Here is a 22,111-nt window from a genome sequence, read left to right as displayed (position 1 = left end):
TACATTGTCTAATTTTTCCGGTCATGGAGGCTAGCTGTCATGGGAAGGTCGATACGGTCGGCGATGGTCGTCGGCGCGGGGCTGTCGGGCCTGGCGGCCAGCGTGGCGCTGGCCCGGCAAGGCGTCGACGTCGTCCTGGCCGAAGCCGGCGAGGAGGTCGGAGGCTGCTGCTCCACCGTCAGCGAACAAGGCTTCACCTTCAACAACGGCGCCGTGTACGTGGCGGTTCCATCATTGCTGAGATCGGGGTTCGCGCGGCTGGGCATGGACGTCGAGCGCGAGATCGAGCTGGCCGCCATCGCGCGGCCGCATGCGACGCACCTGGACGACGGCACGGTGGTGCGGCTGGCGGGCGTGGAGGATTCCCTGGTCGAGGGAGACGCGGCACGGACCGCCATGTTGCGGGATGGACTGGACGCACTGCGGCGCCGCTGGGCGCCGATCTATCGCACGCTGGTCCAGGAAGTGCTGCCGTTCGAGCCGGCCCTGGCAAGGACGCTGGGGCGGCTGTGGCGCTACCTGCCTGCCCTGTCGGGGCGGGCCGATCGTCTCATCGCCGGGCATTTCCCGGATGCCGGGCTGCAGGCCGCCGTCGCATCCACCCTGCTGTACACCGGCATGGGGCCGGAACGGCTTCCCGCCACGCAGATCATCGGGCTGGTGGCCTTGCTGGAAGAGGGCTTCCACCTTCCCCGGGGCGGGATGGGAGCCATCAGCCAGGCGCTGTACCGCGCGGCGCAGCGCCACGGCGTGCGCATCCTGTGCGGCCGGCCGGTGGAACGCATAACGGTGGCCGGCGGCGTGGCGCGCGGTGTCGCGCTGGCGGGCGGGGAACGCATCCAGGCCGATTGCGTGATCGCGGCCTGTTCAGGCTTCGACGTGGTCCACCGCCTGCTGCCCGCCGACGCGGTGCCATGGACGCTGGCGCGGCGCGCGCGGCGTGCGCCGCTATCCCATCGCGCGATATCGATCCAGCTGGGCGGCGCGGTCGCCGAGGGGCCGGGCGCGTTCATCGTCAACCACGTGCCTCTCATGCGCGAGCAGGGCCGGCTGCATGTGATGCCGCCGGACGCGCCGCGCTGGCTGGCCTACACATGCCCCACGCAGGTCCTGCCGGATCTGGCGCCGCCGGGACGCTCCATCCTGGAGTTGTACGCGCCTGTCTCCGGCATCGCCTCGGCCGACGAGTGGACGCCCGACATGACGCGGTCCGCCGTGGACCGCTATCTGGCGGCCATGCGGCAGCGGGTTCCGGGGCTGGAGATCGATGCCGTCCGCGTGCTGGACCCGCGGGACTTCGTCCGCCAGCGGCATTTGTACGAGGGGGCGCTGTATGGCGTGGCGCCCGGCGCCTCGCCCGACCGCTTCTTCCCGCATCGCACGCCGCTGCGCGGCCTGTATCTGGCCGGACAGACCACGTTTCCAGGCTACGGCGTGCCGTCCGCCATCCTGTCGGGCATACAGGCGGCCGAGGCGGCCGAGGCGGCCACGGGCGGAGCCGGGCCGGCGCGGATCTGAAGAGGTGGCCGGGTGTCAGCAGCCGTCCAGCCAGTCGCCGAAGACCTGGCGGGCCACGCGTTCGAGCTCGGCGCCATGGCGCGCCGCGTCCCGCCTGACGGCGGCGACGTCGATCCGGTGCGCCGCCAGCTCGCAGGCGTGGCCGATCAGCCAGCGTTCGATGTGCGTGGCCTGCGCTTCCAGGTGGAACTGCAGGCCCAGCAGGCGAGGCCCCAGGGCAAAGGCCTGGTTGGGAAAGCCGGGCGTTTGCGCCAGCCTGGCGGCGCCGGGCGGGATGTCGAACTGGTCGCCGTGCCAGTGCAGCACGGGCACCGATCCGATGCCGCGTAGAACCGAGGCCTGCCCCTCGTCCGTAAGGGTAAGCGGCGCATAGCCGATTTCGGCGCGCCCGGTGGGCTTGACGTCCGCGCCCAGCGCCTTGGCCATCAGTTGCGCGCCCAGGCAGATACCCAGGGTGGGCCGGTCCTGCTTCAGCCGTTCGGCAATGGCCGCCAGTTCCGCTTCCAGGAAGGGATAGCGGTCCGTGTCGTAGACGCCGATCGGGCCGCCCAGGATCACGACCAGGTCGGCCGCGGCCAGCGGCCCGGGGGCGATCGCATCGACGCCGGCTTCCAGGTAGCGCACGCGGTAGCCGCGCCCGGCCAGCAGCGGGGCCAGCGTGCCCAGGTCTTCGAAGGCGACGTGGCGGACGATCAGGGCTTGGCGGTTCATTGTCGGGGTTCCGGTCCGGCGTTCAGGGGTGGGGCGGCAGCAGCAGTTCGGCGCAGCCGGCGCGTTGCGTTTCCCGCAGCGCGGCCAGGACGTCATCGGCGGCCTGCCGCGCCGCGGCTTCGATAGCCGCGCCTTCCAGCAGGTGCGCGGCCAGCGACGCGGTGAAGAGATCCCCGGTGCCCTTGGGGGTCAGGGCCAGCCGGGGATGGACGATGGTTGCCGTGTCGGTGCGCGTCACGACCAGGATCTTCATGTCGTCCGGCGTCCAGGTCGCGGGCGCCGCGCTGGTGACGACCACCCATTCGGTATCGCCCGCCAGAAGCCGGCGGGCGGCGCGGATGGCGTCGTCGATGCCGTCCACGGGCATGCCCGTCAGCTGCGCGAGTTCGAAGCCGTTGGGCGTCAAGCCGCGGGCCTGGCCGACGAGGTGGTCGCGGTAGGCATCCACCAGCGACGGGTCGACGTAGATGCCATGGTCGTGGTCGCCGATGACGGGATCGACGATCAACATGAGGTCCGGGTGGTCCGGCCGTATCCTTTCCAGCCAGCGGCCGAGCGCCTGGGCCTGCGCGGCGTTGCCCAGGAAACCCACCACCACGGCCCGCAACCGGCGCAGCGCGTCGCGGGCCGTCAGGTCGTCCAGGTAGCCCTGGAACCAGTCCAGCGGCAGGGCGCCGCCGTGCATCGTGGGGTAGTGGGGAGTATTGCTGAGCACGACGGTGGGCACGGCGGCGACGTGCAGGCCGGCGCGGCACAGCCTGGGCACCGCGATCGAGTTGCCGACGTGGCCGTAGACGACCTGGGACATGATGGAGACCACGTCCAGCGGGAGGGGGCCGGGATCGTTCATGATGCAGGCTGCGGGTCGGCGGTGGGCCAGTAGTAGGCGTCCGGCGTGCTGCGGGCGCCGAAGATGGCCTGGCCCACGCGCACCACGGTTGCGCCTTCCTCGATGGCGATCTCGTAGTCGCCCGACATGCCCATGGACAGTTCGTCCAGGCCGATGCCGGCCGGCGCGCCCTGCCGCAGGCGGTCGCGCAGCGTGCGCAGCAGCACGAAGCACCGCCGGACCCGCTCGGCTTCGGCGGAGAACAGGGCGAGCGTCATCAGCCCGCGCACGCGCAGGGCGGAGTAGGCGCGCATCTGGCGCAGGAAGTCCTGGACGTCATCCGGATGCAGGCCGTACTTGCTGGCCTCGCCCGAGGTGTTGACCTGCACGAATACGTCCAGCGCGCGGCCCTCGGCTTGCAGCCGGCGGTCCAGTGCCTCGGCCACCCGCGGGCTGTCCAGCGCCTGGAACTCGGCGGCGAAGCGCGCCACCAGCTTGGCCTTGTTGGTCTGCAGGTGGCCGATGATGGACCACTTCAGGTCGGCCAGATCGGACATCGCTTCCCATTTGCGGGCCGCCTCCTGCAGCTTGTTCTCGCCCAGGAAGCGGCAGCCGGCCTGGTAGGCCAGGCGGATGCGCGCTTCGTCGACGGTCTTGCTGACCGGCAGCAGCCGCACGCCGGCCGGGTCGCGGCCGGCGCGCCGGCATGCCGCGGCGATGCGTTCGCGCACCGCCGCCAGGTTGCGGCGGAAATCCTCGACCGAGGCGGCCTGGGGCCAGCGGCCGTGCTGGTCGTGCTGGGTGGGGGTATCGGCCCGGGGGGCTTCGCTGTCCGCGTTCATGTCCGGCTCATCGGTTTGTCCTATGCCAAAAGAGTATCATGTTCAGGCACGACTACAGGAGTCCGACATGTCCCGACCCAAGCCCCATACCGTGGAAGCGCCGCCGTTGCAGGTGGACGAGTGGCTGAACGTCTCCGCGCCCATCGACCTGGCCGGCCTGCGTGGGAAGGTGGTGCTGCTGTACGCCTTCCAGATGTTGTGCCCGGCCTGCCTGGCGCATGGCCTGCCGCAGGCCGAGCGCGTGCATCGCATGTTCCGCGAGGACGACGTGGCAGTGATCGGACTGCATACGGTGTTCGAGCACCACGACGTGACGGGGCCGGCCGCGCTGCGGGCCTTCACGCAGGAATATCGCTGGAGCTTCCCCATCGGGATCGACCGTCCCGCGCCGGATGGGAACATTCCGATGACGATGCGGGACTACGCCCTGGGCGGCACGCCCAGCGTGGTGCTGCTGGACCGCCGCGGTCACATCCGCCTGCATCACCTGGGCAGCATCGACGACCTGGCCCTGGGCTCGGCCATCGGCCGTCTGCTGGAGGAAGGCGAGGAAGGCGGTGGCGCCGGCACGCCCGCAAGCGGACGGGCCGGCGCGGGATGCGGCCCGGATGCCTGCGTGGCGCCGGCGTCCTAGCCCAGGCAGTGCCGCAGGTCCGAGGCGATCCGCCGGCATTGCGCCGGCTCGATGCCCGACACGGTGATGCGCAGCCCGGGCACGGCTTCGTGCACGCCGAAGGGCTGCCCGTGGCGGACCAGCCAGCCCCGCCGCGCCAGGGCCTGGGCGACCGCCTGGTCGTCGGTGGCCAGCGGCACCCACAGATTGAGTCCGTCCCCGCCTTCCAGGCAGGCGATGCCCCGTTTCCCCAGGGCATCCTCCAGGCGCTTCCTGCGCACGGCATAGTCCTTGCGGGCGCGGGACATCAGCCGGATGGCGTCGGGGCTGCCCAGCGTGGTTTCCGCCATGTCCTGCAGCAGGTGGCTGACCCAGTTCGTGCCCGATGCCAGGCGCAGGCGCAATTGCCGGGAAGTCGCTTCATCGCTGGCCACCAGTGCCATCCGGATATCGGGCCCCAGTGCCTTGGTGAGCGAACGCACCAGGGCCCAGCGCCGCGTGCCCGCGGGCAGCGCGGAGTGATAGGCGGCGGTCGCCAGCAAGGCGAAGTGGTCGTCCAGGATCACGGCGACGTGCGGATGTTTCGCCAGGACGCGCGATAGCGCGCGCGCCCGCCTGGCGCTCAGGTTGCAGCCGGTGGGGTTGTGCGCACGGGGCGTCAGGATGACGGCCCGGACTCCCTTGGCCAGCGCGGCTTCCAGCGCCGGCGCCTGCATGCCCTCGGCGTCGACCGGTACGCCCACCGCCTGCAGGCCGGCCACGCGCAGCAGGTTGATGCTGCTCAGGAAGCAGGGGTTTTCCACCGCGACCTTGTCGCCCGGAACGAGCAGGGCGCCCAGCAGGCGTTCGATGGCGTCGACCGCGCCATGGGCCAAGTCGACCTCGAAGGGAGCCGGGCAGTCCTGGGCGAACCAGGCGCGGGCATGGGCCTCGAGTCCCGCGTTGATCAGCGGTTCGCCGTAGAGCCGGGGCCGGTAGGGCCTGGCGTGCAGCGCCGCGGCCAGGTCCGGCAGCCAGGCCGGGTCGGGGTTGCCGCTGGCCAGGTCCACCAGCGGCGAATCGGGCAGCGCGCCTTCCTGTTCTCCGGGCCCCTGGCCGCGTATGGTGGTGCCGCGCCGGCCCTGGGCGGTGGCGATGCCCGCCGCCACGAGGCGCTTGTACGCGGCGGCCACGGTATTGCGGTTGACGTCCAGCTGCGCCGCCAGCTCGCGCACGGGCGGCAGGCCCTGGCCGGGCAGGAGTTGCTGGGACTGGACTTGCGCGCGAACGCTGTCGAAGATCTCGGCCGCGCTCTTTCCTCGTATTCTCATGTCGTCCTAGGACAATGTCGGTGTGCTAGTTTGACACGTTGTTCCACGTAGAGAGCATTCCTCCATGACTCGCCCCCAAGCTTTCGACGCCTGGCTTGCCCGCTGGAGCCTGGAGCCCGACGGCGATCCGTGCACCACGCATTCGAGCCTCTTGCTGCCGGTGCGGCGCGACGGCAAGGCCGCCATGCTGAAGATCTCCACCGAACCCGAAGAGCGCTGGGGCGCGGGCCTGATGGTGTGGTGGGACGGCGTGGGCGCGGCGCGCGTGCTGGAGCACGAGGGCGACGCGATCCTGCTCGAGCGCGCCCTGGGGACGCGGTCGCTGGCCGGCATGGCGCGGGCGGGGCAGGACGACGAAGCCAGCCGCATCATCTGCCGGACCGTCGCCGCGCTGCATGCCCCGCGCGGCAAACCCGCGCCGGCACTGGTGCCGCTGGCCGAGCGGTTCCGGGCGCTCGAACCGGTGGCGGCCCGCCTGGGCGGCATCCTGACCAGGTCGGCCGGCGCGGCCCGGGCGCTGCTGGCCGAGCCTAGGGACGTCGTGCCGCTGCACGGGGACATCCACCACGGCAACGTCCTGGACTTCGGCGAGCGGGGCTGGCTGGCCATCGATCCGAAACGGCTGGAGGGCGAGCGTGGCTTCGACTATGCCAACCTGTTCTGCAATCCGGACCACGCGATCGCCCTGGCCCCGGGGCGCCTGGCGCGGCAGGCGGACATCGTCGCCCGGGCGGCGGGGCTGGAGCGCCAGCGCCTGCTGCAATGGATCCTGGCCTGGGCCGGCCTGTCCGCCACCTGGCTCATCGAGGACGGCGAGGACGAGCTCGTGGCGCCGACCTTGCGCATCGCGGAGCTGGCGGAGGCCGAGCTCGGTCCGGACCGGCGCTAGCCGGGGGCGGAACCGGCCGTCCGGGCGGTAGCCGCCGCCGGCGTGGCGCGCAGGGTGGCCGCCCAGAAGAGCAGGGCCGCAGCGCCGATGCCCGCGCCCATCAGGCACACGCCGTTCCAGCCCGCGTGGGCATAGACCATGGTCGAGATCGATGAGCCGGCCGCGCTGCCGATGGAGTAGAACACCATGTAGGCGGCGGTCAGGCGATTCTGCGCTTCGGGCCGCACGCGATAGATCATGCCCTGGTTGGTGACGTGCGCCGCCTGCAGCCCGAAGTCGATCACCAGGACGCCCAGGACCAGCCACAGGATGGAATGCGGCAGCATCGAGATCGGCAGCCAGGCGGCCAGCATCAGGGCGAGCGCGATGCCGGTCGTGCGCTGGCCGTGCCCGCGATCGGCCCAGCGGCCGGCGCGCGCGGCGCCCAGCGCGCCGGCGGCCCCGGCCAGTCCGAACAGGCCGACCTCGGTATGGGAGAGCGAGAAGGGTGGCGCGGCGAGCGGCAGCACCATGGGCGCGAGCAGCGTCGTGATGTCGGCGAAGATCAGCATCGCGATGATGGCGCGGATGCGCAAGACCGGTTCTTCCAGGAACAGCGTGAACACCGATGCGATCAGGCGCGGATAGGAAATCCGGGTCCCGGTGCGCCGCTGGCGGGGCAGGGCCTTGTAGAGCAGCCCGGCGATCGCCAGCGTCAGCGCCGCCGACACCAGGTACACCGTCCGCCATCCCGACAGGTCGGTCAGGAGGCCCGCGGCGGTGCGCGCCAACAGTATGCCGAGCACGATGCCGCTGGTGACCACGCCCACGACCTGGCCTCGTTCGGATGGCCGGGCGAGCGTGGCCGCGTAGGCGACCAGCGCCTGGGTGACGACCGCGAGCAGGCCCACGGCCGCCATGGAGGCGAGCAGCATGGCCGCCGTCGATGAGAGTCCTGCGCAGGCCAGGGCCAGCACGGAAAGCAGCGACTGCCCGATGATGAGCATGCGGCGATCGAGCAGGTCGCCCAGCGGCACCAGCAGGACCAGGCCCAGCCCGTACCCGAGCTGGGTCGCGCCCACGATGAGGCCGGCCACCGCGTGCGACAGGCCGAGGTCGTCCGCCATGACGTCCAGCAAGGGGTGGGCGAAATAGGCGTTGGCGACGGCCAGGCCGCTGGCGACCGCGAAAAGCAGCGTGACCGGACGCGTGAGCGGCGATGGCGCCGCGCTTGCTGTAGAACCCATGGTTGAAACTCCCGATAATTTGGTTTCATTACAAAACCGTTCGGGAGGATAAGGGTTTTAGTTTTATAATGCAACCTAATAATCGATGGAGCGCGGACCATGGTCGGACGAAAAAGCCTGAAGGGGGATTACTGCCCCAGCGCCCGGTCGCTGGACGTGATCGGCGACTGGTGGTCGCTGTTGATCGTGCGCGACGCGTTCGATGGCCTGACGCGTTTCAGCGAGTTCCAGAAAAGCCTGGGCATCGCGAAGAACATCCTGACCGAGCGCCTGCGCACCCTGGTGTCGCGCGGCATCCTGGAGGCCGTCCCGGTGGGGGACAGCGGCGCGCGGATGGAGTACCGCCTGACGGCCATGGGCCGGGACCTGTTCCCGGTGATGGTTGCCCTGCGCCAGTTCGGCGAGCGCCATCTGTTCAAGCCGGGCGAAGCGCATTCCGAACTGGTCGACCGCGAGACCGGCCTGCCGGTCCGGCTGGACATCCGTGCGCCGGACGGGCGGTCGGTGGGGCCGGACGACACGGTGCTGCTCAGGGTGCCCGAGGAATAGCGGGCAGGGCGGCGCCGTTCACCCGAACCGCCTGGCGCCCGGCACTAGCGGGAAGACTCGGTGGCCGGCGAGGCCCGCTCATGTGCCGCCCGAGGCGCGGTCTCCGGCATTTGCCGCAGGACGGGCAGCACCGCCAGCGCGACCACCGCGATCATCGCGCCCGGCGCGGCCGTCCAGCCCGTGGCCTGTACCAGCCATTCCGCCAGGAAAGGCGTCATTCCCCCGAACAGCGCGGTGGCCGCGGTCGCGCCCAGCGCGAGTCCGCTCAGCCGGCCTTCGCCCGGGAATTGCTCGGCCGTGGCGGGAGCGCCCACGGCGCTGACGCCGCCGGCGACCAGCGCCAGCGCGACAGCGCCCAGGGCGACCTGGACGGTGGTGCCGTGTGCCATGTAGGTGAACATGAACAGCGGCAGGGCCGCGCCCAGGACGGCGAGCCCGATCAGCATGGGCCGGCGTCCCAGGCGGTCCGACAGTGCGCCGGCCACGGGCGTGGCCGCGATGACCGCCACGGCGGCGACGGTCGATAGCCAGAGCGATTCGGCTTCCCCGCGGCCTCCGTTCGAGGACAGGAAGGCGGGCACGTAGGTGATGCCGACGTAATACGTGATGGAGCCCAGCGCCGAGATCGCGAAGGTCCTCAGCACGGCGGTGCGGTGATGCGTGAGCGTATGCAGGATGGGCGAGGCGGGTATGGTGCGCTGGCGCTGCTGCCTTTCGAAGTCCGGCGACTCCTGCATGGCCGAGCGGGCGATCCAGATGCTGCCCGCCAGGGCAGCGCCGACGAAGAAGGGAATGCGCCATCCCCAGGCGTCGAGCCGGGGGGTATCCAGCAGCGCCACGGTCGCGGCCGACACCGCCACCGCCAGCAGCGCGCCGACTTCGCTGGCGGCCGAGGCGAGCGACGTGACCAAGCCCCGGCGACCGGGAGGCGCGCCTTCCAGCAGGTAAGCCACCACGCTGGTATATTCGCCGCCCACCGAGAAGGCCATCAGGCAGCGCAGGACCAGCAGCAGCACGCCGGCCGTGGCGCCCAGGCTGCCGTAGGCGGGCAGCAGCGCGGTCGCCAGCATGGCGGCCGTCATCAGCGCCATGGACAGCAGCAGCGTACGGCGGCGGCCGTGGCGATCGCCGATGTGGCCGAACACGAGGGCGCCCAGGGGACGCATGAAGTACGAGACGGCGAAGCCGGCCAGCGTGGCCAGCAGGGAGAGCTCGCCGCCGCCGAAGAAGACGCGGGACAGGACCGTCGCGAAGTACAGGTACAGCGTGAAGTCGTACCATTCGACGATCGTCGACAGGGCGGCGATCGTCAGGGATCCGCGCGAGATGACGGGGGCCGGGGTGGGGCCGCTGGCCGCCGCCGGCATGTCAGGAAAGAGGAATCGTGGCCATGTTCCCGGGAATGATATAGGGATGGCCGGCTCCTGAAAACGCCGGACGGCCTTGCTTGAGCCTAGCGCGCCACCACCGCGAACGCCCCTTCCTTGTCGACCCGTGCCCAGTAGGCCGATTTCGTGGCGTCATAGCCCACGGCCACGGCGCACGAGGCATCGACGTCGGCGGGCAGGGCGGTCAAGAACGCGGCCTGGTAGGGCTGCTTGCTGATGCACGCGGCGGAGGCCAGCGCGACCCACTTGCCGTCCGCGTCGCGGCGCGCCAGCGTGGTGGCGGTGGCGTCGGCGCCCGAGGGCAGCGCGAACTCCAGCACATAGGTGTCGCCGCCCTGGTCGGCGCTGAGTTCCCACTGGCGCGTGGCATGCGCCGGCAACTGCACCGGCAGCTTGCCGCTTTCCGAACCGTCGCCGTAGCTGCCCGGCAGGCCGGTGGTGGCCGTGATGTCCTTGGCGCGTCCCCACGGATCGATGTAGGTGCCGGTCTGCCCCGCGATGCCGCTTATCCACAGCACGTCGGACACCGTGTCCTTGCCGCGCTCCTGCCAGTTCAGCGCGACCAGCTTCTTCAGGTCGATGGTGGTCGCGCGGACCTCGATCTCCTCGTCCCCGGTGCCCTCGTTCACCAGCCGCGCACGCTGGCTGTTGTTGAGGTTGCGGCTGAAGCTCTCGTCGCTGATGAACATGTAGCGGTACATCATGGACAGCATCTCCATGTTGCTGCCGGCGTAGGAGTAGCCGGGCGTGGCGCTCATGCCGCGGGTGCGGGTGTCGTAGCGGTTGAAGCTGCGGTTCGTACCGTCCAGCAGGCGCGCGCGATGGCCGCTGGCCGAGGCGCAATAGCTGGTGCGATAGGACGGATCGTAGGCGCTGTTGCGCTGGATGTCGGCGGGCACGCTGCCAGGGAACACCACCTTTTCACAGCGCTGCGTGGAGCGGACGAACCGGTCCAGCAGTTTCCACTGCGGCGTGGCGAGTTCCTTGGGGCCGTCCTCGTTGCGGGTGACGGAATGCGTGGCGAAGTACGAGCGGTAGTCCAGCATGCCGCCCTGGATGGTGAAGATCGAGGCGTTGGCATCGACAAAGCCCGTGTCCTCGTGCTGCACCTTGTGCATCAGCACGCTCTGGATGCGTTCGTGTTCGCCGAAGCGCGTCTCGTAGCCCTTGTAGGCGGCGTCGCCCGAGATGATCTGCTGGAAGCCAAGGTCGGAATCGTCGCGGATGAGGCTGCGGGCATAGTGGTGCTCGTGCCCCGAGACGTAGATCACGTCGTGTTCGGCGAACAGCTTGCGGTATTTGTCGTAGGCTTCGCGGAACTTGGTGTCGTTGACGATGGCCAGGCTGCCGTCGACGATGTTCTCCCGTACCAGGCCGTAGCGGTTGCCGGCGAAGGAGTTGTGGGTCTGGAGGATGATGTGGTCGACCTTGCCTCCGTGTTCCTTGACCATGCCTTCCACGAAGTCGTAGGCCCGTTCCAGCCAGCCGTACGAGATGTTGATGAACAGCACGTTGTCGCGCACCAGCGCGTAGTTCTTGTAGGCCGAGCCGGGCATGTGCCATGCGTCGGTGGGGATGAAGCCTTCCACCGTGTCGTACCAGTCCTGGTCTATGCCCTTGGGGTCGTGGTTGCCCATGATGGGCAGGATGGTCATCCTGCCCTTGTACTGCTCCGCCAGGCCGCGCCACAGCGCGTATTCGGCCGGGGTGCCGTTTTCCACGAGATCGCCCACCGCCAGGACCACGTTGACCCCCGACTTCGCGTACAGGTCCAGGATGGCCTTCATGGGATGCAGGGCGACGCCGGAGTCGCCGCCCTGGGTGTCGGGCAGGATGCCGACGCGCAGCGTGGGCGTGACCGGATCCGTCGGTGTGCTGGGGCCGGTCGGCGTGCCGGGGCCGGTCGAAGCGGAGCCGTCTCCACCGCCGCAGGCGGCCAGCGTGGACAGCACGGCGAGCGCCAGGGCGGCGGCCGCCCCGCGCCCGGTCTTGGCGATACGTATGGACATCGTTTGTTCCCCCGAAAGCGGCGCAGATTAGGGGGTCGATATGACCGCGTCATTGCTGCGGATGCGGGACTCCGCCGGACAGGGTAAAAACACACTGGCGCCGAACCGGTGCCCGGCCCGGCGTTCCGGAAGAGGCCGGATTCCATACAGAGGGGATGTCAGTGAAGCTGAAAGACCGAGTAGCCATCATCACGGGAGCCGCCGCCGGCATCGGGCGGGCCACCGCATGGAAATTCGCCGGCGAGGGCGCCACGGTGATCCTGTGCGACCGGGCGGCCGACGCCGCGCGGGAACAGGCGCGGGCGCTGCAGGAGGCCGGCCACCAGGCCGTGGCCCATGCGCTGGACGTGACCGACCGCGAGGGAATCGACGCGGTCGTCGCAGCCATCAAGTCCAGGTTCCACCGCATAGATATCCTGGTCAACAACGCGGGCATCACGCAGGATGCGCGGCTGGCGCGCATGACCGAACAGCAGTTCGACCAGGTCATCGACGTGAACCTGAAGGGCGTGTTCAATTGCACCCAGGCCGTCGTCGATACCATGCTGGAACAGCAGCGCGGCGTCATCCTGAACGCATCGAGCGTGGTCGGCCTGTACGGGAATTTCGGGCAGACCAACTATGCGGCCAGCAAGTTCGGCGTGATCGGTTTCACCAAGACCTGGGCCCGCGAACTGGGCCCCAAGGGGATACGGGTGAACGCGGTCTGCCCGGGCTTCGTCGAGACCGACATCCTGAAGAGCATGCCCGAGAAGGTGCTGGACGGGTTCCGCACCTCCTGCTGGATGAGGCGGCTGGGAGCGCCGGAGGAAATCGCCAATGTGTACGCCTTCCTGGCTTCCGACGAGGCGAGCTACGTCAATGGCGTGGCGTTGGAGGTGTCGGGGGGGATGTCCGTCTGACCTATGGCCGGCGGTTCATATCACGGCTACATCGTTCGCATAATTGCGAATAAAAGGAGGATGCTGTAACGTGTTTAGCAATTAGAATCAATTGCACATCGTCGTATGAGCTATTACAGCGAGACGGAAAGGCCGCTGCTCAAGCGGTTCCTGCGTGTCCTCGTCGCCTTCCTGGCCGTCTGTTTCCTGAACGCCGCGATCCTCCGCATCGCCTGCCATGCGGGCGGCGTCCCGGAATCCCGGCTGCTGTCCAGCTTCGCCGTGGGGTGCCTGTAAAGGTACGGATCCATCGCGCCGCCGCACGGCGCGCTCATTTGGCCGAGCCGCGTTTTCTTCTCTTGCGTTCCACGCTGTACACCACCAGCAGCGCACAGGCCAGCCAGACCAGCAGGACTTCCAGAAGCATGGATTCCATCCGACATCGAAGTTAGAGCGAATGCTTCTTGATGATAGTGGGCGCTTCCATATTTCGCCAATTGATTAAACGAAACGTGGCAATAGGATTTGGCTTCGTGGCTCGTCCTCATGGCCGCGGATGCCCCATTTGAGTGATGTGATGGTTCTGCCATGACGATATCCTGAGACAAGGGGGACAGTTGCTGCCCGTGCTTGGGATTTTCCTGCTGGCAGAGTCACATCATGGATATCACTTCTTCTTGCCGCTCTCGCATGCTGGGCGGTTTGGTCGCGCTTGCCTGCGCGGGCGGCCTGGCGCCGGCCCGGGCGGCAGATTCCGGCGCGCTGTTCCGCCAGCTCGGCCAGATCATCGAGCAGACCGGCCGGGCCCTCGCCGAGGATCAGCGGCGGCAGGAAGAGGAGGAGCAGCGTGCCGCCGAGAACGCGCGCCGCGAGCAGGAGCTGCAGGCGCAGCGGGAACGCGAGGCGGCGGCCCGGCAGCGGGAGCAGCGGGAAGCGGCCAGGCAGGAACAGGAGCGGGCCCTGCGGGCGCTGGCGCCGCCGCCCGAGTACCAGGACCGCATCGTGATTCACAAAAGCCTGCTCGGCATGCAGGAAACCGGCAACGCGCGGCCGGATTTCGACATCACGGCGCGCACCACCATCAGTATCTCCCCCGACGGCGCCTGGCTGGCCTTCGAGGCAACGGACGGGCGGATCATGCTGCGCGATACGGCATCGGGCAAGGACAGGGTGGTGCCGACCCGCGTGCCGCCCGGCCAGTCTTCCCGCTCGCTGGCCTTCGTCGGCAACGAGGCGCTGCTGGTAAGCGGCCTGAAGAACGGTTCCGAAGTGGTCGACCTGCAAGGCAATTCGCTGCGCACGTTGCCGCCGAGCGCGTACTTTCCGTGGTCGAAGGAGGTGGGCGGCCGCTACATCGTCCAGCACTTGCGGATGAGCGATTCCGACAAGGGACTGCGCTGCCTGGGGGTGAGCTACTACGACGCCAGGGGAGTCGACCTGGGCGGCGTGTCGGTGGACGATGCCGAGGCTTGCGCTGCCCGCATCGACGACAAGGGCCGGCAGGAATTCCTCGCCCACAAGGATGGCGTGGTCAGCTATTACGTCAATGGCGTCAAGACCGGCGAGTTCCGCGGCGACGACCGGCGTCCGGCGGAGCAGTACAAGCGTCTCGGCTATCAATGGATAGGCAACACGCCGTATGCCTACTCCGAGATCGGGGAATGGGATAACCCGTCGCATCGGCTGAGGGTGTGGGACGTGGCCCAGGGGAAGATGCTGTGCGAGCTGCCCGGCCATGTCGCCGGGATACCGTATGCCGACAAGCGGGGCAATATCCTGACGGCACAGCCGCCCGTCAGGGTGAGTCTGCCCGATTGTTCGATGGTGCGCGTCAGCAACGGCAACAAGCGGCTGATGGGCTGGGGGGAGATCGCCTACCTGCACGATGAGCAGACCGGCAAGGTCGACGTCATGGATCCGTCGACGTGGCAGCGCCGCATCACGTTGCAGACGCTGCACCGCAGGTCTCCACAGGACCGGTCGTTCTCCGGCGTGTTCCAGGAGCTGCCGGGCCACCCGGACCAGGTGCTGGTGACGTCGTATGCGACCGAGTCCCAGATACCGGCGCAGTTGTTCGACACGAAGACGGGCCAGTTGCTGCGCACCCTGCCGCCCGGCCGGTTCCAGGCGGGGTACATCATCCAGCAGGACCTGCTGACCGGCCAGTCATTCAGCTGGCGCTCGCGTCTCTGGCGCCTCGCCTACGACGACGGCGCCGGCAAGGCGACCACGGCGTTCCTGGCCGCCTTGAAGAAGGACAAGTTCGAGACCTCGGCCGAGTACCAGAAGCGGCTGGCCACGCTGACCATGCCACATACGATGAAGGTCGCGCTGCGGGACTACGACGCCGACCGGGGCATGTTCATCGGCACCTGGCGCAACGTGCAGGTCTCGGTGCCGCTGCCGCCGGCGCAGGCCCGGCAGTTCGCCGACGCGAAGGAAATGAGCATGACGGGCGACCTGCGCGCGATCGACGAGGATTACCTGGAACTGCGCAACGCCAGCGTGACCACGCCAGGCGGACAGGTGGTGAAGCTGGCGCTGCCGGATGGACCCGCCCCGAAGATCCAGCCGCGGCCCCAGGCCGTGCGCCAGGGGGAAGGGGCCGGCCCGGTGGCCGGCGCGGCGGCCGCGCGTGCCACGGCCGGCGCGCAAGGGGGGCGCTGCACGGGAACCATGGCGCACCTGGCGCCCCAGCTACGCCCCTATACCACGCCCATGCTGGCCGACACCCGCAAGGAAATCCTGGAGATCAACGTGGCGTCGACCCTGGCCAAGGTAAAGGCCGGGGGCGGAACGGCCGCCATGCTGCGCGAGCAGGCGGACCAGTTCGACCGGGCGGCGCGCGACGCGGCCACCACCGCCAACCAGAGCGACGGCGGCGGCAACAGCATCGCCAAGGCCGATGGCGGCACGTTGCCGTTGAACTGGCCGTGCGAGGGGATCCATTCGTCGGCCGTCTGCGGCTACATCATCATGCGCTGGCAGGCGCTCGTGACGAGGGAGTTGGCCAGCATCTACTCGACGTGCCAGGGAGGATGAGGCCGGCGGCCCCTGGCCGTCACGCGGGCCCGTAGCCTCCGCCGCCGGGCGTTTCGATCTCCACCCGGTCGCCCGCCCGCAGTTCGGCCCGATCCGCGTGGTCCAGCGGCTCGATCCGTCCGTCGGCGCGCAGCACGCGAGCCAGTCCGGGCGCGCCGGGTTGCCCGCCGCACAGGCCGAAGGCCGGATGGTGCCAGCCGTTGGCCAGCAGCGATACCGTCATGGGTTCCAGGAACCGCAGCGTGCGCACGCCGCCGTCGCCGCCGCGCCAGCGTCCGTCGCCGCCCGAACCGTGTCGGATCTCGTAGCGTTCCAGCCGCACCGGGAAACGCAGTTCCAGTACCTCCGGATCGGTCAGGCGCGAATTGGTCATGTGAGTCTGCACGACCGATGTGCCATCGAAGCCGCCGGCCAGGCTGCCGTTTTCATCGAAGCGGCCGCCCGCGCCCGAGCCGCCGGAGATGGTTTCGTAGTACTGGTGGCGGGCGTTGCCGAAGGTCAGGTTGTTCATGGTCGGCTGGCTGCTGGCCATGATGCCCAGCGCGCCGTACAGCGCATTGGTCACGCAGGTGGAGGTTTCGACGTTGCCGGCCACCACGGCGGCCGGATAGCGCGGGTTCAGCATCGAACCTTCGGGGACCACGATGGTGAGCGGCTTCAGGCCGCCCGCGTTCATGGGAATGTCCTCGTCCAGCAGCGTGCGGAACACGTACAGCACGGCGGCCGAGGTAACGGCGCGCGGCGCGTTGAAATTGTTGGGCAACTGCCTGGACGTGCCGGTGAAATCCAGCGTGGCACTGCGGGTGGCGTGGTCCACGGTGACCGCCACGCGCACCTGCGCGCCGTTGTCCAGCGATACCGCGAAACTCCCGTCGCGCAGGCGGCTGATGGCCCGGCGCACGGATTCCTCGGCGTTGTCCTGCACGTGGCCCATGTATGCCTGCACGACGTCCAGGCCGAAGTAGCGCACCATGGCCATGAGTTCCTCGCGGCCTTTCTCGTTGGCGGCCACCTGGGCGCGCAAGTCGGCGATGTTCTGGTCGATGTTGCGCGCGGGATGCCGCGCGCCGGCCAGCAACTGCCGCATCTCGGCCTCGCGCAGATGTCCGTCGCGCACCAGCAGGAAGCTGGTGATGAGCACGCCCTCGTCGTCGATGGTGCGCGAGTCGGGCGGCATGGAGCCGGGCGTCAGGCCGCCGATGTCGGCGTGATGGCCGCGCGAGCCCACGTAGAACAGCACGCGGGTGCCGGCCTCGTCGAAGATGGGGGTGATGACCGTGACGTCGGGCAGATGGGTGCCGCCGGCGTAGGGGTCGTTGAGCACGTAGGCGTCGCCGGGCCGCAGCGTGCCCTGGGTACTGTCGATGACGGCCCGGACGCTGGCGCCCATGGACCCCAGGTGCACCGGGATGTGGGGGGCGTTGGCGACGAGGTCGCCCTGTGCGTCGAAGATCGCGCACGAGAAATCCAGGCGTTCCTTGATGTTGACCGAGTGCGCGGTGTTCTGCAGGCGCCAGCCCATCTGCTCGGCGATGGACATGAACAGGTTGTTGAAGATCTCCAGCATCACCGGATCCGCCTCGGTGCCGACGGCGCGGCGCTGGGGCCGGGGCTGGGCGCGTTCGAGCACGATGTCGCCGTTCGCGGTCGCGGTGGCCCGCCAGCCGGGATCGACCACGGTGGTGGCGTTGGCATCGGTGATGATGGCGGGGCCGGCGATGACGTCGCCGGCCCGCAGGTCGGCGGCGGCGTAAAGGGGGCTGTCCTGCCATGCGCCGGCATGGATGGCGACGCTGTCGCGGGCCTGCAGTTGCGTGCCGGCCTCGCGCGCGGGGCGGCCGAACCAGGCGGCGCGCGCGCTCTGGGGGCCTTGCCCGGCGGTGGCCTCGGCCATCACGGAATCGATCACCAGCGCGCGGCCGGGCATCAGGAAGGCGAAGCGCTGGCGATAGGCGCGCTCGAATTCGGCCAGCATGTCCGAGGTCTCGCCCAGCGGCACCGGCAGCGCGGTGTCGGTACCCTCGTAGCGCAGATAGGCTCGCTCGGCGATCCGGATGTCGGCCGCCTCGCAGCCCTGGGCCTGGAGTTCGCCCTTGGCCGCGGCGCCCAGTTCGTCCAGCACCCGGCGCGCCTCGGCGCGGCCGTCGTCGTCGAAGCGGCGCTCCACCGAGCGTTCCCGCACGGCGGTGGCGACGGCCAGGCCCATGCCGTAGGCGGACAGCACGCCGGCCAGCGGATGGATCAGCACGCGCGGCATGGCCAGCGCGTCCGCGACGGCGCAGGCATGCTGGCCGCCCGCGCCGCCGAAGGTGGTCAGGGTGTAGCGGGTGATGTCGTAGCCGCGCTGCACGGAAATCAGCTTGATCGCGTTGGCCATGTTGGTGACCGCGATCTCCAGGAAGCCGTGCGCCAGCGCCTCGGGCGTGGTGGCGCGGCCGGTGCCGCGCTCGACTTCGCCGGCCAGTTCGGCGAAGCGCGCGCGGACCACGTCGGCATCCAGCGGCTGGTCGCCACCGGGACCGAACACGGCGGGAAAGTGCGCAGGCTGGATGCGGCCCAGCATGACGTTGGCGTCGGTGACGGTCAGTGGTCCGCCGCGCCGGTAGCAGGCGGGCCCGGGATCGGCGCCGGCCGATTCGGGGCCCACGCGCAGCCGCGTGCCGTCAAAGCGCAGGATGGATCCGCCGCCGGCGGCCACCGTGTGGATGCTCATCATGGGCGCGCGCAGCCGCACGCCCGCCACCAGCGTGTCGAAGGTACGTTCGTATTCGCCGGCATAGTGGGATACGTCGGTCGAGGTGCCGCCCATGTCGAAGCCGATGATGCGGTCGAAGCCGGCGGCGGCCGACACGCCGGCCATGCCGACGATGCCGCCGGCGGGGCCGGACAGCACGGAGTCCTTGCCCTGGAAGGCGCGGGCGTCGGTCAGGCCGCCGCTCGATTGCATGAACTGCAGGCGCACGCCGGGCAGGGCGGACGATACACGGTCCACGTAGCGGCGCAGCACGGGCGACAGATAGGCGTCGACCACGGTGGTATCGCCGCGCGCGACGAAGCGGATCAGCGGCGAGACGGCGTGCGAGGCGGAGACCTGCGCATAGCCGAGTTCACGCGCGATCGCCGCCAGCCGCAGTTCGTGCGCCGGGTTGCGGTAACCGTGCATGAGCGCGATGGCGATGGACTGGTAGCCCTGCGCCCGGCCTTCGGCCAGGGCCGACCGGGCCTGCGCCTCGTCCAGTTCGGCGACGATGGCGCCGTCGGCGGCCAGGCGCTCATCGATCTCGACCACGAGGCTGGCGAGCTGTTCGGGCAGGACGATCTCGCGGTCGAACAGGCGCGGCCGGTTCTGGTAGGCGATGCGCAAGGCGTCGCGAAAGCCCCGGGTGACGGCCAGCAACACGCGTTCGCCCTTGCGTTCCAGCAGCGCGTTGGTGGCGACCGTGGTGCCCATGCGTACGACCTCGATGCGATCGGCGGGTACCGGTTCGCCGGGAGCCAGCCCCAGCAGGCGTCGTATGCCTTCGACGGCGGCATCGTCGTAGCGTCCGGGGTTCTCGGAAAGCAGCTTGGCCGTCGCCAGCGAGCCGTCGGGGCGGCGTCCGATCACGTCGGTGAAGGTGCCGCCGCGGTCTATCCAGAATTCCCAACGGGCATCGTCGGCGGGGGAAGAGGAGGTTGTATTCATAGCGATGAGGCCGCGCGGGCGGCCTGGTCATAAAGGCCCGACAGCATGCGCAGGCGCCGGGCCACGTCGGACAGGGAGGCGCCGTCGGCCAGTTCGCCTTCGACGCTGGCAAGCAGGCAGCGGCCCCGGACGGCGCGGAAGCGATCGATCAGCGCCGCGCCTTCCCCGGTGGTGGCGTAGAGCACTTCCTTGCCGCTTTTTTCGCCGCGCACCAGGCCCATGCCAGCCAGTTTCTTCAGCGAGTAGTTGATGACGTGCGTGTCTTCGTAGTTCAGGGTGAAGCAGATGTCGGCCAGTTTCTTGCCCCGCTTCCGATGGTGGACGTGGTGCAGCACCAGCACGTCCGTGACCGCGAGGTCGGCCGCGCCGGCCGCCGCCATGCAGCGCACGATCCAGCGGCTGAACGCATTGTGGGCGATGATCAACCCGAACTCGAGCTCGGACAGCTCGGCATGCGGACCCGTGGCCAGGTGCGCCGAGGACAGGATGCGCAGACGTTCGCCGGCCTCGTCCGACGCGTCCGGGCGCCGGCCGTCATTCGTCATCGTCGTCGCCCTCGCCGGCGAACAGGCGTTCCTTGGGCGGCGCGATCTCGGTCACGAGATCGCGTACCAGCGGCTTGTTCGGCAGGGGTTCGACCGTGTGCGAGGTGCCCGGCTCGAGCTTGGCCAGACAGGCGTACACGACCTTGCCGTCCAGGCGCATCATGCATTCCTTGCAGGCATTGGCGTTGATGCAGGCATAGCGGAAAGCCAGCGTATCGTCCTGGTGCGCGCGCACCCAGCGCAGCGCGTCCAGCAGCGACGCGGCAGCCTGGGGAGGTACGTCGTATTCGACGACGCGGGCCTCGGTGCCGGCGCCGGCGCGCTGGATCTTCAGGCGGATGGAGTCGTTGGTCGATGTCATGCGATGTCCTCCTGCGTGGCCTCGAGGCGCTGGACGGGCTGGGTGGCCAGCGTCCATTGGCCGTCGCGCCAGGCGATGGTCTGGTTCAGCGTCCAGGCGTCTTCCTGCCCGGGATGGTCTTCGCGCTGGTGCGCGCCGCGGCTCTCGCGCCGCGCCAGCGCGCAGCGGGTCACGGCCTCGGCCACCAGCAGCATGTTGCGCAGGTCCAGCGTGTCCAGCCGCACCGGGTCCTGCGGCCCGCCGCCCGGCAGGTCGCTGCCGGCCCGTGTCCGCAATGCGTCCAGCCCGTCCAGAGCCTGCCGCAGGCCCGCCTCGGTGCGGAAGGGGCCGACGTGCGCCTGCATGAGCGCCTGCAATTCCTCGATCAGGGACGCGGCATTGAGCGCGTCCGGCTCGCCGTGGCGCGGCGCGAGCCGTTGCAGCCAGGGGCGGGCCAGGGCCTCGAGTGCTTCCAGCGAGGGCGGCTCCGGGCAGTCGGCGGCCGCGGCGCGGCCGGCCCGCAGTCCGAAGGCGATCGCCTCGGTGATGGCGTTGCCCGACAGCCGGTTCGCGCCGTTGGCGCCGCCCACGGCCTCGCCCGCGGCATACAGGCCGGGCACGTCGGTGGCGAGGTCGGTGTTCACCCGGATGCCGCCCATGTGATAGTGGGCGATGGGCGCCACTTCTATCATCTGCTTCGTCAGATCGATGCCGGCCTTGGCCAGCTTGTTGATGATGGGGCCGAACGCCGCGCGCAGCGTGTCTTCCGGCACGTGACGGAAGCTCAGCCACGCGCCGCCGGCCGGCGTGCCGCGGCCGGCCTCGACCTCCTTCAGGATGGCGTAGGTCGCGGCGTCGCGGGTGGTGGTGTAGCCCTGGCCTTCGGCGGCGTTGCCGTAGCGTTCGACGAATTCCTCTCCCTGGTTGTTCAGCAGCTTGCCGCCCAGCTTGTAGCGGAAGGGATCCCACATGATGGGGTCGAAGCCGACCAGGCGCGGCGCCAGGTGGCCGATGGGGAAGAACTGCACGAACTCCATGTCGATCAGCCGGGCGCCCGCGCGCAGGGCCAGCGCGAAACCGTCGCCGCCCATGTTGAGCGAGGCGCTGTTGCGGCGGTACAGGCGCGTCAGGCCGCCGGTGGCGATGATGGTGGCGCCGGCCCGTATCAGGACCGGGTCGCCGGAGCCCAGGTGCAGCGCCACGGCGCCGGTGACGCGGCCGTCCTTGCGCAGCAGTTCCACCACCAGCAGGTCGCCCACGCGCCGCACGCCGGGCTCGCGCGCGGCCTGCGCGCGCAGGGTCTTGGCCACCGCGGGGCCGGTGTTCAGGTAGTCGACGTAGACGCAGCGGGGGCGGTCGTGGCCGGGGGCCCGGGTCTGTGCCATCCGCTCGCCGTCGCGGGCCCAGCCCACGCCCCAGCGGTCCAGCAGGCGGATCGCGTCCACGCCTTCCTCGCACAGCAGCCGGGCCAGGGGTTCGCTGCACAGGCCGCGGCCCGCCGTCAGCGTGTCGCGCAGGTGATGCTGCCAGTGGTCCGGCCCTTGTTCGCCCAGGGCGGCGGCCACGGTCATCTGGGCCATGATGGTGGCGCCGCCGCGCCCGATCAGGCTGCGGTCGGCCAGCAGGGCCCGCTTGCCGGCCTGCGAGGCGGCGATGGCCGCGCTCATGCCGGCACCGCCGGCGCCTATCACCAGCACGTCGGTTTCCAGCGTGTGCAGGGTGGGATGGGACATG

At 69.8% G+C, this 22,111-nt stretch carries 18 protein-coding genes; 7 read left to right on the top strand and 11 right to left on the bottom strand.

Features of this window, described 5'->3' with window-relative positions; genetic code table 11:
- Positions 1-39: 39 nt before the first annotated feature.
- Entirely contained in the window at positions 40-1,518 is a 1,479-nt protein-coding gene (locus tag CDO46_RS05070; protein ID WP_087837478.1) for an NAD(P)/FAD-dependent oxidoreductase, read from the top strand.
- A 15-nt stretch (positions 1,519-1,533) separates the two neighbouring features.
- Here the strand turns inward: CDO46_RS05070 and CDO46_RS05065 are convergent, their stop codons facing one another.
- From CDO46_RS05065 to CDO46_RS05055, 3 genes are read right to left on the bottom strand one after another with little or no spacing between them, the layout of a single operon-like run.
- The gene (locus CDO46_RS05065) at positions 1,534-2,229 is read right to left on the bottom strand and encodes a glutamine amidotransferase (RefSeq protein WP_087837477.1); all 696 of its coding nucleotides are present in this window, start codon (positions 2,227-2,229) and stop codon (positions 1,534-1,536) included.
- Between the two features lie 22 nt (positions 2,230-2,251).
- Positions 2,252-3,079 carry a pyridoxine/pyridoxal/pyridoxamine kinase gene (gene pdxK, locus CDO46_RS05060; RefSeq protein ID WP_087837476.1) on the bottom strand — a complete coding sequence of 276 codons (828 nt, stop codon included), beginning with the start codon at positions 3,077-3,079 and terminating at the stop codon, positions 2,252-2,254.
- Entirely contained in the window at positions 3,076-3,900 is an 825-nt protein-coding gene (locus CDO46_RS05055; protein WP_087837475.1) for a YggS family pyridoxal phosphate-dependent enzyme, read from the bottom strand. The genes pdxK and CDO46_RS05055 overlap by 4 nt, the downstream gene beginning before the upstream one ends.
- A gap of 67 nt (positions 3,901-3,967) precedes the next feature.
- Between CDO46_RS05055 and CDO46_RS05050 the strand changes: the two genes are divergently transcribed.
- A complete protein-coding gene (locus CDO46_RS05050; protein ID WP_087837474.1) occupies positions 3,968-4,534 on the top strand; it encodes a TlpA disulfide reductase family protein in 567 nt (188 codons plus the stop codon).
- Here CDO46_RS05050 and ptsJ read toward each other — a convergent pair.
- Positions 4,531-5,823 carry a transcriptional regulator PtsJ gene (gene ptsJ, locus CDO46_RS05045; RefSeq protein WP_087837473.1) on the bottom strand — a complete coding sequence of 431 codons (1,293 nt, stop codon included), beginning with the start codon at positions 5,821-5,823 and terminating at the stop codon, positions 4,531-4,533. The two genes, CDO46_RS05050 and ptsJ, sit on opposite strands and share 4 nt — an antisense overlap.
- A 64-nt stretch (positions 5,824-5,887) precedes the next feature.
- On the opposite strand from ptsJ, the gene CDO46_RS05040 reads away from it, so the two are divergent.
- Positions 5,888-6,712 carry an aminoglycoside phosphotransferase family protein gene (locus tag CDO46_RS05040; RefSeq protein WP_087837472.1) on the top strand — a complete coding sequence of 275 codons (825 nt, stop codon included), beginning with the start codon at positions 5,888-5,890 and terminating at the stop codon, positions 6,710-6,712.
- Here the strand turns inward: CDO46_RS05040 and CDO46_RS05035 are convergent.
- Positions 6,709-7,938, bottom strand: coding sequence for an MFS transporter (locus tag CDO46_RS05035; RefSeq protein ID WP_087837471.1), 1,230 nt, complete (start codon positions 7,936-7,938; stop codon positions 6,709-6,711). The genes CDO46_RS05040 and CDO46_RS05035 overlap by 4 nt on opposite strands.
- A gap of 99 nt (positions 7,939-8,037) precedes the next feature.
- On the opposite strand from CDO46_RS05035, the gene CDO46_RS05030 reads away from it, so the two are divergent.
- The gene (locus tag CDO46_RS05030; RefSeq protein ID WP_087837470.1) at positions 8,038-8,487 is read left to right on the top strand and encodes a helix-turn-helix domain-containing protein; all 450 of its coding nucleotides are present in this window, start codon (positions 8,038-8,040) and stop codon (positions 8,485-8,487) included.
- 44 nt (positions 8,488-8,531) lie between these two features.
- Here the strand turns inward: CDO46_RS05030 and CDO46_RS05025 are convergent, their stop codons facing one another.
- Together CDO46_RS05025 and CDO46_RS05020 are read right to left on the bottom strand one after the other, a co-directional pair.
- On the bottom strand, positions 8,532-9,854 hold the full coding sequence (locus tag CDO46_RS05025) for an MFS transporter (protein WP_087837469.1): 1,323 nt from the start codon (positions 9,852-9,854) through the stop codon (positions 8,532-8,534).
- A gap of 86 nt (positions 9,855-9,940) precedes the next feature.
- The gene (locus CDO46_RS05020; RefSeq protein WP_087837468.1) at positions 9,941-11,884 is read right to left on the bottom strand and encodes a metallophosphoesterase; all 1,944 of its coding nucleotides are present in this window, start codon (positions 11,882-11,884) and stop codon (positions 9,941-9,943) included.
- Between the two features lie 161 nt (positions 11,885-12,045).
- Between CDO46_RS05020 and fabG the strand changes: the two genes are divergently transcribed.
- The 3 genes from fabG to CDO46_RS05010 all read left to right on the top strand — a co-directional run bounded on the left by fabG (position 12,046) and on the right by CDO46_RS05010 (position 15,807).
- Positions 12,046-12,786, top strand: coding sequence for a 3-oxoacyl-ACP reductase FabG (gene fabG / locus CDO46_RS05015; RefSeq protein WP_087837467.1), 741 nt, complete (start codon positions 12,046-12,048; stop codon positions 12,784-12,786).
- 105 nt (positions 12,787-12,891) lie between these two features.
- Positions 12,892-13,062, top strand: coding sequence for a hypothetical protein (locus tag CDO46_RS28295; RefSeq protein WP_165963053.1), 171 nt, complete (start codon positions 12,892-12,894; stop codon positions 13,060-13,062).
- A gap of 363 nt (positions 13,063-13,425) precedes the next feature.
- Complete coding sequence (locus CDO46_RS05010; RefSeq protein ID WP_132979195.1) at positions 13,426-15,807, top strand: hypothetical protein; 2,382 nt, start codon at positions 13,426-13,428, stop codon at positions 15,805-15,807.
- A 19-nt stretch (positions 15,808-15,826) separates the two neighbouring features.
- Here CDO46_RS05010 and CDO46_RS05005 read toward each other — a convergent pair whose 3' ends face one another.
- Genes CDO46_RS05005 through CDO46_RS04990 form a run of 4 tightly spaced genes read right to left on the bottom strand, consistent with a single transcriptional unit; the run spans position 15,827 to position 22,110 of the window.
- Positions 15,827-19,492: a hydantoinase B/oxoprolinase family protein gene (locus tag CDO46_RS05005; protein ID WP_087837465.1), complete on the bottom strand. Its 3,666-nt coding sequence runs from the start codon at positions 19,490-19,492 to the stop codon at positions 15,827-15,829.
- Complete coding sequence (locus tag CDO46_RS05000) at positions 19,489-20,037, bottom strand: winged helix DNA-binding protein (RefSeq protein WP_087837464.1); 549 nt, start codon at positions 20,035-20,037, stop codon at positions 19,489-19,491. The genes CDO46_RS05005 and CDO46_RS05000 overlap by 4 nt, the downstream gene beginning before the upstream one ends.
- Entirely contained in the window at positions 20,027-20,398 is a 372-nt protein-coding gene (locus tag CDO46_RS04995; protein WP_087837463.1) for a 2Fe-2S iron-sulfur cluster-binding protein, read from the bottom strand. Before CDO46_RS04995 ends, CDO46_RS05000 begins: the two co-directional genes overlap by 11 nt.
- Positions 20,395-22,110 (bottom strand): FAD-binding protein, encoded by a 1,716-nt coding sequence (locus CDO46_RS04990; RefSeq protein WP_087837462.1) that lies wholly within the window; start codon positions 22,108-22,110, stop codon positions 20,395-20,397. The genes CDO46_RS04995 and CDO46_RS04990 overlap by 4 nt, the downstream gene beginning before the upstream one ends.
- Between the last annotated feature and the right edge of the window lies 1 nt (position 22,111).

The sequence above is a fragment of the Pigmentiphaga sp. NML030171 genome (assembly GCF_002188635.1).
GTDB classification, from domain to species: Bacteria; Pseudomonadota; Gammaproteobacteria; order Burkholderiales; family Burkholderiaceae_B; genus Pigmentiphaga; species Pigmentiphaga daeguensis.
This window is presented reverse-complemented; position numbering and strand designations above follow the sequence as displayed.